The 13534-nt window shown below is 69.3% G+C and carries 12 protein-coding genes; 8 read left to right on the forward strand and 4 right to left on the reverse strand.

The features are described from left to right. Window positions 1-131: 131 nt before the first annotated feature. A complete protein-coding gene (locus tag AC06G6_RS07890; RefSeq protein WP_479827903.1) occupies window positions 132-428 on the reverse strand; it encodes a hypothetical protein in 297 nt (98 codons plus the stop codon). 364 nt (window positions 429-792) lie between these two features. Further along, entirely contained in the window at window positions 793-3312 is a 2520-nt protein-coding gene (locus tag AC06G6_RS07895; protein WP_479827905.1) for a DNA gyrase/topoisomerase IV subunit A, read from the reverse strand. Between the two features lie 67 nt (window positions 3313-3379). Between AC06G6_RS07895 and AC06G6_RS07900 the strand changes: the two genes are divergently transcribed. From AC06G6_RS07900 to AC06G6_RS07910, 3 genes are all read left to right on the forward strand, one after another. Beyond that, entirely contained in the window at window positions 3380-6064 is a 2685-nt protein-coding gene (locus tag AC06G6_RS07900) for a bifunctional acetate--CoA ligase family protein/GNAT family N-acetyltransferase (RefSeq protein ID WP_479827907.1), read from the forward strand. A 121-nt stretch (window positions 6065-6185) separates the two neighbouring features. Beyond that, window positions 6186-6932, forward strand: a complete 747-nt coding sequence (locus AC06G6_RS07905; RefSeq protein WP_479827909.1) for a DUF5998 family protein — start codon at window positions 6186-6188, stop codon at window positions 6930-6932. 1 nt (window position 6933) lies between these two features. Then, complete coding sequence (locus tag AC06G6_RS07910; RefSeq protein ID WP_479828579.1) at window positions 6934-8160, forward strand: alkaline phosphatase family protein; 1227 nt, start codon at window positions 6934-6936, stop codon at window positions 8158-8160. A 54-nt stretch (window positions 8161-8214) separates the two neighbouring features. Here the strand turns inward: AC06G6_RS07910 and sepH are convergent, their stop codons facing one another. After that, window positions 8215-9570, reverse strand: a complete 1356-nt coding sequence (sepH, locus tag AC06G6_RS07915; RefSeq protein ID WP_479827911.1) for a septation protein SepH — start codon at window positions 9568-9570, stop codon at window positions 8215-8217. Window positions 9571-9926: 356 nt separating this feature from the next. On the opposite strand from sepH, the gene AC06G6_RS07920 reads away from it, so the two are divergent. Then, on the forward strand, window positions 9927-10226 hold the full coding sequence (locus AC06G6_RS07920) for a DUF4193 domain-containing protein (RefSeq protein ID WP_354348955.1): 300 nt from the start codon (window positions 9927-9929) through the stop codon (window positions 10224-10226). On the opposite strand, the gene AC06G6_RS07925 is transcribed toward AC06G6_RS07920, so the two are convergent. Then, the gene (locus AC06G6_RS07925; RefSeq protein ID WP_479827914.1) at window positions 10223-10708 is read right to left on the reverse strand and encodes a DUF3093 domain-containing protein; all 486 of its coding nucleotides are present in this window, start codon (window positions 10706-10708) and stop codon (window positions 10223-10225) included. The two genes, AC06G6_RS07920 and AC06G6_RS07925, sit on opposite strands and share 4 nt — an antisense overlap. 120 nt (window positions 10709-10828) lie before the next feature. Between AC06G6_RS07925 and dut the strand changes: the two genes are divergently transcribed. From dut to AC06G6_RS07945, 4 genes are all read left to right on the forward strand, one after another. After that, window positions 10829-11383 (forward strand): dUTP diphosphatase, encoded by a 555-nt coding sequence (gene dut / locus AC06G6_RS07930; protein WP_479827915.1) that lies wholly within the window; start codon window positions 10829-10831, stop codon window positions 11381-11383. A gap of 168 nt (window positions 11384-11551) precedes the next feature. Next, the gene (locus AC06G6_RS07935) at window positions 11552-12280 is read left to right on the forward strand and encodes a DUF3710 domain-containing protein (RefSeq protein ID WP_307462982.1); all 729 of its coding nucleotides are present in this window, start codon (window positions 11552-11554) and stop codon (window positions 12278-12280) included. Next, entirely contained in the window at window positions 12273-12710 is a 438-nt protein-coding gene (locus AC06G6_RS07940; protein WP_479827917.1) for a hypothetical protein, read from the forward strand. Before AC06G6_RS07935 ends, AC06G6_RS07940 begins: the two co-directional genes overlap by 8 nt. Beyond that, window positions 12707-13528 (forward strand): DUF3159 domain-containing protein, encoded by an 822-nt coding sequence (locus tag AC06G6_RS07945; protein WP_479827919.1) that lies wholly within the window; start codon window positions 12707-12709, stop codon window positions 13526-13528. Before AC06G6_RS07940 ends, AC06G6_RS07945 begins: the two co-directional genes overlap by 4 nt. The last annotated feature ends 6 nt before the right edge of the window (window positions 13529-13534 follow it).

The following is a 13534-nucleotide window of genomic DNA, read 5'->3' on the forward strand; positions in this document are numbered from 1 at the left end:
CGGCTGCGGTCGAGGGCCGGATGCGCTGCACGACCCGGCCAGCCAGGCGGCGGAAGGCCAACGTGCTCTTGCCCAAGGCAGGCGAACGGCGTGGCTTTTCCCTCTTGCGTCACACCGGTCCGCCGAGGCGGTCATCGAGCCATAGGTCGAGACACCGTCTCGGGCGGGTCCTCATTATCGCGCCACTCCTCCCAAGCCTTTTGCTCGGAGGGCGAGAGGTAGCCGTAATTGTCCTTCTCTCGCAGGGCAACAAGCCTTTCGCGGGTGGCCGGACTGGCTGCTTCCCACAGGGCATCTCGTTCACGGAGTAGATACTGCAGTTCGATCCAGCGGATCTTCACGAAGCGGGTTCTGGGGCGCTGTTGGGCTGCCTGTCGCATCTTGATCAACCAGTACGGTTCGGACTTGCTGTAACCAGAGAAAGTCATGCCCTTACCATAGGCGTGTCGGACCAAGGACAGCTATGGCGAGCTAGCTGAGTAAGGCAACCTTGTTGGCCGCCGTTGGCGCGTAAGAGGTCATACTTACAAGTTGTCCCGTTGTCCCGTTGTCCCGTTGACCCGTTGACCCGTTGTCCGCTGTCGTGCGACGCCACCGTTGCGCCGCTTCGTGCCTGCACGTTCCACCCCGGCCATTCACCACGAATGGCGGCCATGGCGGGCCCCATGGCGACCACTTGTGGTGAATGGATGAGCGATAGCGACCCCTTGTGGCAAACGGGTGAGCGGCGGGCGTCACGGATGCGGGGCGCTGCCGGGAAACCCGGCGCCGGGCGCCTGCCCCCCGGTGGGCCTACTCGTCGGCCCCGGCGACCGGCTGCCAGGACATGCTCGGACCAATCGCGTCGATGGCCTGGGAGAGCGGGAGGCCGGAACCGTCGCGGCGGCCGTGTTCCCCGGGCAGGGAACGGGCCACCCCGGCCTGGGAGGACGCCTTCGCGGGGCCGTGGCCGGCCCACGCGAGCAGCAGGCTGTCCTCGCCCTTGAGGAAACGGTGCGCCCGGACGCCGGCGGTCGCGCGGCCCTTGGCCGGGTATTCACTGAGGGCGGTAACTTTGGCGGCCCCGGGGGCGGTGCCCGGGAGTGCCCCGTCCGGGCCGGCGATGGTCACCACGACGGCGTCGGTGTCGGCCGGGCTGGCGGCGCCGAAGAACATCACCTGGTCCCCGGCAGCCAGCTTGATGCCGGCCATGCCGCCGGCGGTCCGGCCCTGCGGACGGACCGCGGAGGAGGGGAAGCGCAGCAGCTGCGACTGCCGCGTCACGAAGACGAGGTCGACGTCGTCCGAACCCGCGGGGGCGACACCCACCACGGTGTCCTTGTCCTTGAGCGCGATGACTTCCCAGTCCTCGCGGTTCAGCGGGTAGTCGGGCTGGACACGTTTCACCACACCTTGGGCCGTGCCGATCGCCAGGACTTCATCCAGCGGCGCGAACGCCACCAGCGATTCGCCCTTGAGCAGGGTGATGAAGTCTTTGGCCGGCACACCGCCTGCCATGTTCGGGGTGCCCTGCGTCGGCGGAAGCACGGGCATGTCCATCACCTGGAGCCGGAGCATGCGCCCCTGGGAGGTGACGGCGGCAATCTCGCCCCGGGCCGACGTCTTCACCACGGAGGTGAACACGTCGTGCCGGGTCCGCGGGCCGGACTCGGCGAGGCTGTCCTGGTTGGCGGTGCGCGCGATCTGGCCGGAGGCGGTCAGGATCGCCCAGCAGGGATCGTCCGCGATCTCCAGGGCCAGTGGATTGGCCTTGCCCTTGGCTCCGTGCGCGGCGGCCAGGGCGGCGACGGTGGGGGAGACGGCCTCGGATTCGAGCAGCACGGTCCGGCGCGGCGTGCCGTATTTCTCGGCGATCTCGGCCAGCTCGGACGACACCAGGGCGCGGAGCCGCTCGCTGGAGCCGAGGATGGCTTCGAGTTCGGCGATCTCCCGGCGTAGTTCCTCCTGCTCCTTCTCCAGTTCGATCCGCGAGTACTTGGTCAGCTGCCGGAGCCGCAGCTCCAGGATGTAGTTGGCCTGGATCTCGGAGAGGTCGTAGATGGACATCAGCCGGGTCCGGGCGGCGGCCGGCTCGTCCGAGGAACGGATGATCTGGATGACCTCGTCGATGTCCACGATCGCGATGAGGAGGCCCTCGACCAGGTGCAGGCGGTCCTTCTTCTTGCCGAGGCGGAAGGCGGTGCGCCGGCGCACCACGGTGATGCGGTGCTCCACATAGACGGTCAGCAGCTGCAGCAGCCCCAGGGTCTGCGGCTGCCCGTCGACGAGGGTGACGTTGTTGATGCCGAAGGAATCCTCCATCGGCGAGTAGCGGTACAGCTGCTGCAGCACGGCGTTCGGGTTGAAGCCGTTCTTCAGCTCGATCACCAGGCGCAGGCCGTGCTTGCGGTCCGTGAGGTCCACGATGTCGCTGATCCCGGCGAGCTTCTTGCCGTTGACGGCGTCCTTGATCTTCTCGATCACCTTTTCCGGCCCCACCATGTACGGCAGTTCCGTGACCACCAGCCCGGTGCGGCGGGCCGAGAGCTGTTCGACCTCCACCTTGGCGCGGGTCTTGAAGGAGCCGCGGCCGGTGGCGTAGGCGTCGCGGATGCCGTCCAGGCCCACGATCCGGCCGCCGGTGGGCAGGTCCGGGCCGGGGACGAACCGCATGATGTCCTCAAGCGTGGCGTCCGGATGCTCGATCAGGTGCCGGGCCGCGGCGATCACTTCCACCAGGTTGTGCGGGGCCATGTTCGTGGCCATGCCGACGGCGATGCCGGTGGCGCCGTTGACCAGCAGGTTCGGGAACGCGGCCGGCAGCACGTCCGGCTGGGTCAGCTGGTTGTCGTAGTTGGGGACGAAGTCGACGACGTCCTCGTCGAGGTGGTCCGTCAGGGTCAGGGCCGCCGCCGCGAGCCGGGCCTCGGTGTACCGCGGGGCTGCCGGGCCGTCGTCGAGCGAGCCGAAGTTGCCGTGCCCGTCGATGAGCGGCAGCCGCAGCGAGAAGTCCTGCGCCATGCGGACCATGGCGTCGTAGATCGCGGTGTCGCCGTGCGGGTGCAGCTTGCCCATGACCTCGCCCACCACGCGGGCGCTTTTGACGTGGCCGCGGTCCGGGCGGAGGCCCATCTCGCTCATCATGTACAGGATGCGCCGCTGCACCGGCTTCAGGCCGTCCCGCGCGTCCGGAAGCGCCCGCGAGTAGATCACCGAATAGGCGTACTCGAGGAACGAACCTTCCATCTCGGAGGTGACGTCGATATCAACGATGTTCTCTACGAAATCCTGGCTGGCTTCCCCTGCCGGGGACGGGGTTTGGCGGCGGGCCATGAGGCTGGTGGGTCCTTCTGAGCGGTGCTGAACGGGTGCGGCGTGAGTTTATGACTAGGCTAAGCCTATGGTGGATCAGCCCGTGGACGGCGTATATCCGGAATATTGGGAAGCCGATGTTGTGCTGCGCGACGGCGGGACGGCCCATCTGCGCCCGATCCATCCGTCCGACGCGGACGCGGTGCAGACCTTCCATGTGGGGCAGTCGCAGAAATCGATCTACATGCGGTTCTTCGCGTTCAAGTCCAAACTCTCCGCCAAGGAGCTCAAACGGTTCACCGAGGTGGACTACAAGGACCGTGTGGCGCTCGTGATCACGATCGGCGGGGAAATCATGGGCATCGGCCGCTACGACCGGCTCGATGACCCCGAGGAAGCCGAAGTCGCGTTCAACATCTCCGACGCGCACCAGGGCCGCGGCATCGGCTCCATCCTGCTCGAGCACCTCGCCGCCGCCGCCCGCGAAAACGGGATCCGGAAATTCAGCGCCGAGGTGCTTCCGGAAAACCGCAAGATGCTCATGGTGTTCTCCGACGCCGGCTACGACGTCAAACGCCACTTCGACGACGGTGTGGTCAGCCTCGAATTCAACATCGACCCCACGGACAAGTCCCGCGCCGTGATGGAATCCCGGGAGCACCGCGCCGAGGCCCGCAGCATCCAGGAACTGCTCGCCCCGTCCTCCGTCGCCGTCATCGGGGCCAGCCGCAAATGGGGCACCGTGGGCTACCAGCTGCTGGAGCACATCATCGAAGGCGGGTTCACCGGCCCGGTCTACGCAATCAACCCGGAGGCCTTCGAGCTCGCCGGCATGCTCTCCTTCGCCCGGCTCTCCGAAGTGCCCGGACCGGTCAAACTCGCGATCATCGCGGTCCCGTACGCCGAGGTCCCCAAGGTCGTGGAGGAATGCGGCGCCGCCGGGGTCAAGGGCATCGTGGTGGCCACCGCCGGCTACGCGGACGACGGCGAACGCGGCCTCGCCCGGCAGCGTGAGCTCGTCCGGCAGGCCCGCGCCGACGGCATGCGCGTGATCGGCCCGGCCTCGCTGGGCATCATGAACACCAACCCTGACGTGTCCCTCAACGCCTCGATGGCGCCCTCGCTGGGCCGCCGCGGCGGCCTGGGCCTGTTCAGCCAGTCCGCAGCGATCGGCGTCTCCCTCTACGCGGCCTCCAGCCGGCGCCGCGTCGGGATCTCCACGTTCCTCTCCGCCGGGAACCGCGCCGACGTCTCCGGCAACGACATGATGCAGTACTGGGAGGACGACGCCGACACGACCGCCGTCGGGCTCTACCTCGAATCGATCGGCAACCCGCGCAAGTTCTCCCGCCTGGCCCGCCGCCTGGCCCGGACCAAGCCGGTCATCGTGGCGAAATCCGACGCGATGGGGCTGCCCCCCGGCCACGCCGTCCGCACCACCCAGGCCCCGCCGGAGGCCCTCGACGCGATGATGCGCCAGGCCGGCGTGATCCGCGTCGAAACCATCGAACAGCTCATGGACGTCGCCCAGATCGTCTCCAGCCAGCCCCTGCCGAAGGGCCCGGGGATCGCCGTGTTCAGCAACTCCCGGGCGCTCGGCAAGGTCGTCGCGGACAGCGCGGCCGTGCAGGGACTCGGTGTGGTGCGGATCGTCACCGACGTCGACCTGGACGCCGGGATGTCCGTGGCGCTGCCCGCACTGCGGCACAGCCTCCAGGAAGTCCTCACCGCCGACACCGTCCACGCCGTGGTGGTCGCGCTGCTGCCGGCCCACGGCCTCACGGTCGAAAAGATCGCCGGGGTGCTCGCCGAATGCTCGGTCGCGGCCGGCAAACCCGTTGTGGCGGCGTTCAGCGGCCTGCTGGACCCGTCCATCTACGTTGAAGGAATGGTGGGCGACGAGGCGGGGTCGCCGGTTGTTCCCTGCTACTCCAACCCCGGCGCGGCCGTGGCCGCGCTGGGATCCGTGGTCCGCTACGCCCAGTGGCTGGACCGGGACCAAGGCCTGTTTGTGGAACCCGAAGGCTGTGACCCGGACGGCACCCACGACGAGCTGGAGCGCCTGCTGGACAAGGTGGGCGGCGAGCAGCTGGTCCGGCTGGACGCGGAGACGGCCTCGGGCCTGCTCGCCCGCTACGGCATCCGGGTGGTGCCGTCGGTCGGCTTCGACACCCCCGACGAGGCCGTCGCCGCCGCGGACCGGCTGGGCTGGCCGGTGGCGCTGAAGACCACCGACCCCGCCCTGCGGCACCGGCTGGACCTCGGCGGGGTGCGCCTGGACATCCAGGACGCGGAGTCGCTGCGGCGGAATGTGCTGGAAATGCGCAAGTCCCTGGAGCGCTACGGCTCGCCGTCGCTGGAAGTTCAGACCATGGCCCCGGTGGGGCAGGCCTGCACGTTCCGCGCCATCGAGGACCCGCTGCTGGGCCCCGTGGTGTCCTTCGGCCTGGCCGGTGACGCGGTCAACCTCCTGGACGACTGGGCCCACCGGGTGCCGCCGCTGTCCGGCTCGGACCTGCACGACTTCATCCGGGCCCCCCGCGCCTCACGGAAGCTCTTCGGCTACCAGGGCTTGCCGGCGGTGGACGCCCGGGCCCTGGAGGACCTCGCCGCGCGGCTGACCAGGCTCAAGGACAACCATCCGGAAATCGCCCTCGTCGACTTCAACCCCGTGCTCGCCGGGCCGGAGGGGGCGTCGATCCTCGCCGCCGACGTGCGGATCGCCAACGCCGCCCAGCGCACCGACAGCGCCCGCCGCGCCATGCGCAGCTGACGTTCCAGTAGTTCTTCGCCGCGGCTGCGGGGCGCCTGCGTACGGTCACGGTGCGCCGGCGGTGGCGCCTCGCCGCGGCGATGGTTAGCATGTCCCCAGCCGATCTGTGAAAATGGAGACCATGAGCTTTCAGTCTCCGACACCCAAGCCCCAGGCGACCATCTCCGGACGCCCGGGCGGCGCGAACCACCACGGCCTGCATGACCACAGCGCGCAGGGTCAAAGCCTGGAAGGTGCCCTCCAGCAGGCCGGCTTCTACCCGCGGCTCGTGGCCGACGTCGTCGCCGACGCCCTCGACGGGCGCGACTGCGTGGCCCACCTGGTGCACCTCGAGACACACTTCGACCGCGCCGAGGTCCGCCGCCACATCACCGTGCTGGTCCTGACCGAGGACATGCTGGTCATTACCCACGTGGACGACCAGCAGCTGGATGAGGCGGGGGAGCAGACCGTCGCGCAGGTCTCCACGGAATCCGTGCCCGTGACGCAGATCCGCTCCGTGGTGCTCAGCTACGTGTACGCGCAGCCGCAGGAATACAAGTCCTCGGATCCGGTCCGCGAGCTGACCCTGTCCATCGCCTGGTCCGGCGGCCAGCGCCTGGACATGGGCCCGGCCAGCTGCGGCGACCCGCAGTGCGAGGCCGACCACGGCTACAGCGGCACGATCGCGCAGGAGGACATCGTCATCCGGATCAGCGCCGAAGCCGACGGCCTGCAGGCGGTCCAGGACGCCAAGCTATTCGCCCGCGCCCTCCGTGCCGTCAACACCGGATCCACCGCCCCGGTGCCGCACACCGGCCCCGGACTGCCGCCGCGTCCCCGGATGGGCGTTTTTGGAAACCGCGCCAGCCGCGGCCACCAGCGCTGAGATGACGCCGGTCCGCATGCCCGAACCGCTGTCCACCGCCCGGACCCTTCCGCAGAGCCTGCCCGCGGCCCCGGCCTTCGGCGAACGCTCCATTGCCGAGGTGCTCACGAGCGCCGCGGCAAGCGTGGGTGTTCCCGGCTTCGAGAACCGCCTGAACCTGCCTGCGGCCAAGCGCATCTGCGTCGTGCTGGCCGACGGGCTGGGCCGTAACCTGCTCAAGCAGAAGTCCGCGCACACGCCGTTCCTGCGCGCCGTGATGCAGTCCGGCCAGGGACAGGTGCCGGTCTCCCTGGATTCGGCGTTTCCGTCCACCACGGCAGCGTCCCTGGCCAGCTTCGGCACCGGACTCGCGGCCGGGCAGCACGGCATGGTGGGCTACGACGTGCTGGATCCGGACCAGGACCAGGTGGTCAACATGCTGGGCGGCTGGGATGCCGGCGTCGATCCGGAGCTGTGGCAGCCCTTTCCCACCGTCTTCCAGCGGGCCGCGGAGCACGTCGATGTCACCACCGTCAGCCTCCCGCAGTTCAGCGACTCCGCCATGACCCGGGCTGCGCTCCGGGGCGGCCGTTACGTCACGGCCACCACCTCGCATGCCAGGACCGCGGCTGCCGCCGAGACGATGGCCGGGTCCGGCGCCTCGCTGATGTACTTCTACGTCAACGAACTGGACAAGGCCGGGCACCGCCACGGCTGCCAGTCGCCGCAGTGGGAACACCAGCTCGAGGAACTCGACGCGACGGTAAAACGGCTCAGCGAGACCCTGCCGGCAGGCACCACCATCCTGCTCACGGCGGACCACGGCATGCTGGACGTGCCGGAATCGCAGCGGATCGACTACGCGGCCGACCCGGCCCTCGTTGCCGGCGTCCGCCACACCGCGGGCGAGCCGCGAATGGTCCACCTGTATCTGGAGGAGTCGGAAGGCGAATCCGGCCGGGTCCGGCTGCTGGAGGCCTGGCGGGCGCGTTTCGGCGACCGGATCTGGGCCTTCACCCGGGAGGAGGCCATCGCCGCGGGGCTTTTCGGTGCGGTCCGGGCCGAGGTCGGCCCGCGGATCGGCGACGTGATGATCGCGGCCCGGGACGCCCTGGCCTTCTATGACACCCGCCGGGTCCGGCCCACAGCCCTTGAAGTCGTGGGCCAGCACGGTTCGCTGACAAAAGCCGAACGCGAAGTCCCGCTGGTGTGTTTCCAGGCCGACGGAAAAAGGGCCCCCCGCGCCTGACTGCGCGTGAAGGGCCCTTGTGCGCGTCGCCGCGCCGTCACTCCGTGCTGAATGCTAGTCCCCGCGGGCTCCGAAGACGATGTCATCCCAGCTGGGAATGCTGGAGCGCTTCGGCTTCGCCGGCTGGCGTTCGGGCTGTTCCGCGTCCCGGTCATCGCGGGCGGCGGGGGTTTCCCGCTGCTGGCGCCGCGGGGTTCCGCCGCCGAGCAGTTCGTCCAGCCCCGGGCTGGAGGTGGGACCCTGCTGGCCGGCGGGCCGCAGCTGCGAGGCCGCGATGGTGATTTCCCGGGTGTCGGTGCTGACGCCGTCATGCAGTTTCAGTGCGTCGTCCGGCGCCTCCTCCTGGCGGGGCGCCAGGCTCAGCCTTGACATGATCGAGGGCCGGCCGTCGCGGCGGCGTTCCCAGGGACCGGCGGCGGTCCGGGGTTCCTTGTCCGCTGCGTCCGGTTTCTCCGGCCCGCCCGTTGACTTCCCGGACCCCGCGGGTTCCGGCTCGGCCGGCGGCTCGGCAAGGAGCTCCGAGGGCCTCGGGTGGGCTGCGGGAACACCGTTGGTCAGCAGCGTGGCGAGGGCGTCGTCGGCGTCCTCGTCCACACCGAGGCGCTGCCCGCGGCGGGAGCGCAGCATGTCGAGCAACCCGTCGGATTCCTGTTCCTGCTGCAGCTGGAGCTGCTGGACGACCTGGAGCTGGGCGGTCGCCGTGCGGGCGGCAGCATCGGCGTCTGTTTCAAAATCAAAGGGCCGGTCCGAGACGGCGGTCAGCCGGCGCGCGGGGACGGGACCGTCGAGGGGCTCAAGTTCGCTGAGCTGCTGGGCCCAGCGGTTGGCGTTCTGCAGGGATTTGCGGGCCGGGCTGAAGGTCCACATGGCCGGCGGTTCCTCGCCGATGCCGGCGGGGCCGCCGGGCTTGGCCTCGAAGCGGGCCACCACGTTCCAGCTCCCGTCCGGGCGCCGCCAGGAGTCCCACTCCACGGTGGCGGCATCAATGCCGTGCGCGCTGAGCCGGTGGTCCACCATCTCCCCGAGCGAGGCCGGCTGGTCACCAAACACGGAGCGGTACACGTCGTGGCCGGGGGCGGGGGCGGCGACCTCCACCTTGCGGGCCTGCCGGGCGACGTGCTCGCGCTCGGCGAGTACCGGACCCTCGTAGCGCTGGACCTTAGCGAGCGGGATTCCGGAGAGTTCCGCCACCTCGGCCGCCGTCGAGCCGCTGCGGATCCGCGCCTGAATATCGCGCGGAGACATGGCAATGGGCGCGGCGACCGCACCGGAGGCGGCCTTGACCGTCGTCCGGCTGGCTGCCACCCGAAGTGCTTCATCGATTGGCAGCTGGAACATCTCGCCGCCGGCGCCGCTCAACAGGAGATGCTCCCCGTCGTCGTGGACGCCTACAAGCCGTAGATCCTGCATACAAATCCTCCACCCTGGCATTACTAACAATCGAAACTCTGCCACCGATGCGGGCGAAATCCGGTGAGGACAGAGGGCGCGCCGTCAATTTCCGCGAATTTCCGCCACTTTCTGACCCCTCGGCGGGTCGGGAGCCCTCCGGGTCCCGGATGCGGCACCCCGGGGCCCAAAGCCCGGACCGGAGGACTCTGGCTTTCACCGGGCGCTTAAGCAAAAATGACGCGACATCGGGCACAAAAACCGCGTGTCCGGCGTTGACATCGGAGAACCGCTCCGGGGACCCAGGGCTACCGCCCTTGAGGACCCTCCGGGCCCGGCGAACCAACCGAACGACTGCGGAGTGTGAGCAACAAACAATGGCGACAGACTACGATGCGCCGCGCAAGACCGAGGAGGACCTCAGCGAGGATTCCCTCGAGGCGTTGAAGGCGCGGCGTACGGAAAAGCCTTCCGCAGTGGTCGATGAAGACGAATCGGACCTTGCGGAAGGCTACGAACTCCCCGGCGCGGACTTGTCCGGGGAGGAACTGCTGGTCCGGGTCCTGCCGGCCCAGGCCGACGAATTCACCTGCGCCTCCTGTTTCCTCGTCCGCCACCGTTCGCAGATTGCCCGCGAAAAGGACGGCCTCAAGTACTGCAAGGACTGCGAGGGCTAAGGGTTCAGCACGGCGATCAGCTTGTCGGGGTGCCGCGTGGACGTCAGCCAGTACGGCGTGCGGTCCGAGGGGTCGGTGATTTCAATGCGGACCACCGGATCGATCCAGCCGCGGATGCACATGAACGCGAGGCCGTTGAGCCGGGTTCCGCGCTCCGCTGTCGCCTCCGGGCCCCGGAACGCGGTCGCGGCGCCGACGAAGCGGCGTTCGATCGTGGCGCGGCCGACGCGCAGCGTGGAGCCGGTGACCGTGATGGCGGGGGTCGAGAGGACCAGCAGCACGGTGAGGATCGTGAACAGGACGACGGCGGCGGTGAGCCCGGCGGTCATGCTGATCGGGGCGAAGACCAGGATCCCGGCGCCCGAGAGTCCCGCAGCCATCACCCAGATCCAAAAGTTCGGCCAGAGCTTCTCGCTGTACAAGACGGTGGCGTCGCTGGGGGTGCTGTTGGGGGCAGGCACGGCTGCACTGGATTCGGGCATAAGCCCAGCTTTCCACTTTTCCCGGGCTATTTCACCTTGACGGCCGAAGCCGGACCAGGGGTCCGCGCCCGCCGGCCGCGGCTAGGCCTATCTTCCCGGCGGGCGTTAGAGTGAGGGACTGTGACTGAAGAAACGACTGCACTGGACGCCGCCGAAGCGGCAGGGCCGGTAGACCATCCAGATACACAGACAAAAGACCAGCCAGCGGCAGTGTTCGGGGCTCCCACCCTGACGGTGCAGCTGAAGATGCTCGACGACGGCCTGGAACCGCCGTCGTACGCGCACCCGGGCGACGCCGGAGCGGACCTCCGCGCCCGCGAGGACGTGGTGCTGGAACCGGGGGAGCGCCGGCTGGTGCCCACCGGTGTGGCCATTGCCCTCCCCGACGGCTTCGTGGCCCTGATCCACCCGCGGTCCGGGCTCGCGACCAAGCACGGACTGACCGTTGTGAACGCCCCGGGCACAGTTGACGCCGGTTACCGCGGAGAAATCGCGGTGACGCTGTTGAATACCGACCGCGAGCACGCGATTGAACTCAAGCGCGGCGATAGAATTGCACAAATGGTTATTCAGCGCGTGGAGTACGCCAGGTTCCTGCCGGTCCAGGACCTCAGCGGCTCGGTTCGCGGCGGCGGAGGCTTCGGATCCACCGGCGGCTTCGGCGCGCCGGTCTGACCCGAAGCCGGCCAGACCGCAGTATTGCAGTGACTTATGAGCAGGACCCATTGGCAGGACGTACCAGCCGACCACTGTTTCTGCTGAGTGCAGAATGAGACAGCAGCAGGCGCCGCGCGGTCGCGGGGCGACGCGGCGGCACGGAATCACAACTAAGGAGACAACCCCATGGTTTTTGGGCGTGGCAGGAAAGCCAAGCAGGAACAGCTGACAGATCCCGGGGAAACCCAGGAGGCCGTCACTGACGCTTCCGCCGACGACTCCGCCGGGACGTCCGCCGCCCCCGTGCGCGGCGCCACGGGTCCTTTCGACGTGTCTGAAATCGAGGACCAGGAAGGCTACGTGGATCTCGGGGCGCTCCTGATCGCTCCCGCCGAAGGCCTGCAGCTCCGGCTTGAGGTCGAGGAAGCCACGCAGCGGGTCGTCGCCGTCACCATGGACCTGAACGGCTCCAGCCTCCAGCTCCAGGCTTTCGCGGCCCCCCGCTCCGAGGGCCTGTGGGAGGAAATCCGTGAGCAGATCGGCCAGTCGGTGGGCAGCCAGGGCGGCCAGATCGAGGAGATCCAGGGCGGGTTCGGGACCGAACTGCTCGCCAAGCTCCCCGCCAGCGGCGCCGACGGAAGCCACGGCTACCGCGTGGCCCGCTTCATCGGCGTCGACGGTCCGCGCTGGTTCCTCCGCGGCGTCTTCGGCGGCGAGGCCGCTGTGGACCGCGACGCCGCCGCCGGCCTCGAAGGGCTGTTCCGGCAGATCGTGGTGGTGCGCGGCGAGAACCCCATGCCGCCGCGCGACCTGCTGCAGCTGCGCCTGCCGAAGGAAAACGCCGTGCCCGCACCGCAGTCCGCCCCGGACCTCGGGCAGCCGGAACGTGGACCGGAGACTACCCAGATTGGCTGATGCCCCCCGCCAGGATCCGGCCTCCTCCATCTCCGTGAGGGGGTTGCCGGACCGCGGCCGCGTGCTGTGCCACGGCTACATCGAGTCGGTCACCTACGCACCGGCCAGCCAGGTGGCCGCCTTCACCGCCGTCGTCGTCGACCACGAAGCGCCCAAAACCCGCGGCGCCAAAGCGGGCCCCGGAGGAACCGTGACGGCAGGCGCCCAGCCCGCTGCCGACACCGCAGCGCAGCCCGCCGCCGGACCGCGGCGCCAGCGGCCCGCCGTCCCGAAGGACCGGCTCCGCGTGGTCTGGCTCGGGCGGCGCAGGATCCCCGGGATCGACGCCGGCACCGAACTCCGGCTGCAGGGCATGGTCACCGTGCGCGACGGCCTCCCGACCATGTTCAATCCCCGCTACGAAATAGTCTCCCGCCAGGAGGAACAATGACCGTTCCCGAGAAGCCCGAGCCCGCTGTTCAAACCGGCGCAACCCAGCCCGGCGCAGCCCAGCCGGGCGCTGTTCAATCCGGCGCAGCCCAGCCGGGACCGGCCCAGCCGGCGCCGGGCGGGGACACCGCCGCAGCCCAGCCGACCGTCGCTCAGCTCGCCGAGGGCTACGCGGCCAAGGCCGGACTGCACCGTTCCGGCAACGGCAACATCGACGTGCTCAAGAGCGCCGGCGGGGCCCAGGGCATTGCCGAAAGCATTCTCCCGGGCCTGGTGTTCCTGGTTGCCTTTACGGTAACGCGGGAGCTGCCCGTGGCGCTGATCGCGGCACTGTCCGTGGCCGCGGCCTTCACCGTCGTCCGGCTGGTCCAGCGCAAACCGCTGACGCAGGCACTGGCGGGGATCGTCGGCGTCGGGATCTCCGCGTGGCTGGCCAACACCACCGGCAAGGCCGAGGACTTCTACGTTCCGGGGTTCTTCACCAACTTCGCCTACATCGTGGCGATGACCATCTCGATTGCCGTGCGCTGGCCCTTTGCCGGGCTGATCTTCGGGTTCATCCGCAACGAGGGTCTGGACTGGCGCAAGGACCCTGCCCGGGTCAAGGCCTACCAGATCGGCACGTGGGTGATCATCGCGGTGCTGGCGCTGCGGCTGCTGGTCCAGGTTCCGCTGTACTTCATGGGGGAGTCCGGCTTCGCGGCCCTCGCCACGACGCGGCTGCTGATGGGTGCGCCGCTGTACATCCTGGGCATCTGGGTCGCGTGGCTGCTGACCCGGCCCGCCCCGGCTGCCGCACAAACCACCCCAACGGCCTAGCCGGCC

This window comes from Arthrobacter sp. CJL-S3, from assembly GCF_056711635.1.

Bases quoted from the DNA above. Each gene is read 5' to 3' on its own strand.
- AC06G6_RS07890 (WP_479827903.1), bottom strand. From the start codon at position 428: ATGACTTTCTCTGGTTACAGCAAGTCCGAACCGTACTGGTTGATCAAG.
- AC06G6_RS07895 (WP_479827905.1), bottom strand. From the start codon at position 3,312: ATGGCCCGCCGCCAAACCCCGTCCCCGGCAGGGGAAGCCAGCCAGGAT.
- AC06G6_RS07900 (WP_479827907.1), top strand. From the start codon at position 3,380: ATGGTGGATCAGCCCGTGGACGGCGTATATCCGGAATATTGGGAAGCC.
- AC06G6_RS07905 (WP_479827909.1), top strand. From the start codon at position 6,186: ATGAGCTTTCAGTCTCCGACACCCAAGCCCCAGGCGACCATCTCCGGA.
- AC06G6_RS07910 (WP_479828579.1), top strand. From the start codon at position 6,934: ATGACGCCGGTCCGCATGCCCGAACCGCTGTCCACCGCCCGGACCCTT.
- sepH (WP_479827911.1), bottom strand. From the start codon at position 9,570: ATGCAGGATCTACGGCTTGTAGGCGTCCACGACGACGGGGAGCATCTC.
- AC06G6_RS07920 (WP_354348955.1), top strand. From the start codon at position 9,927: ATGGCGACAGACTACGATGCGCCGCGCAAGACCGAGGAGGACCTCAGC.
- AC06G6_RS07925 (WP_479827914.1), bottom strand. From the start codon at position 10,708: ATGCCCGAATCCAGTGCAGCCGTGCCTGCCCCCAACAGCACCCCCAGC.
- AC06G6_RS07935 (WP_307462982.1), top strand. From the start codon at position 11,552: ATGGTTTTTGGGCGTGGCAGGAAAGCCAAGCAGGAACAGCTGACAGAT.
- AC06G6_RS07945 (WP_479827919.1), top strand. From the start codon at position 12,707: ATGACCGTTCCCGAGAAGCCCGAGCCCGCTGTTCAAACCGGCGCAACC.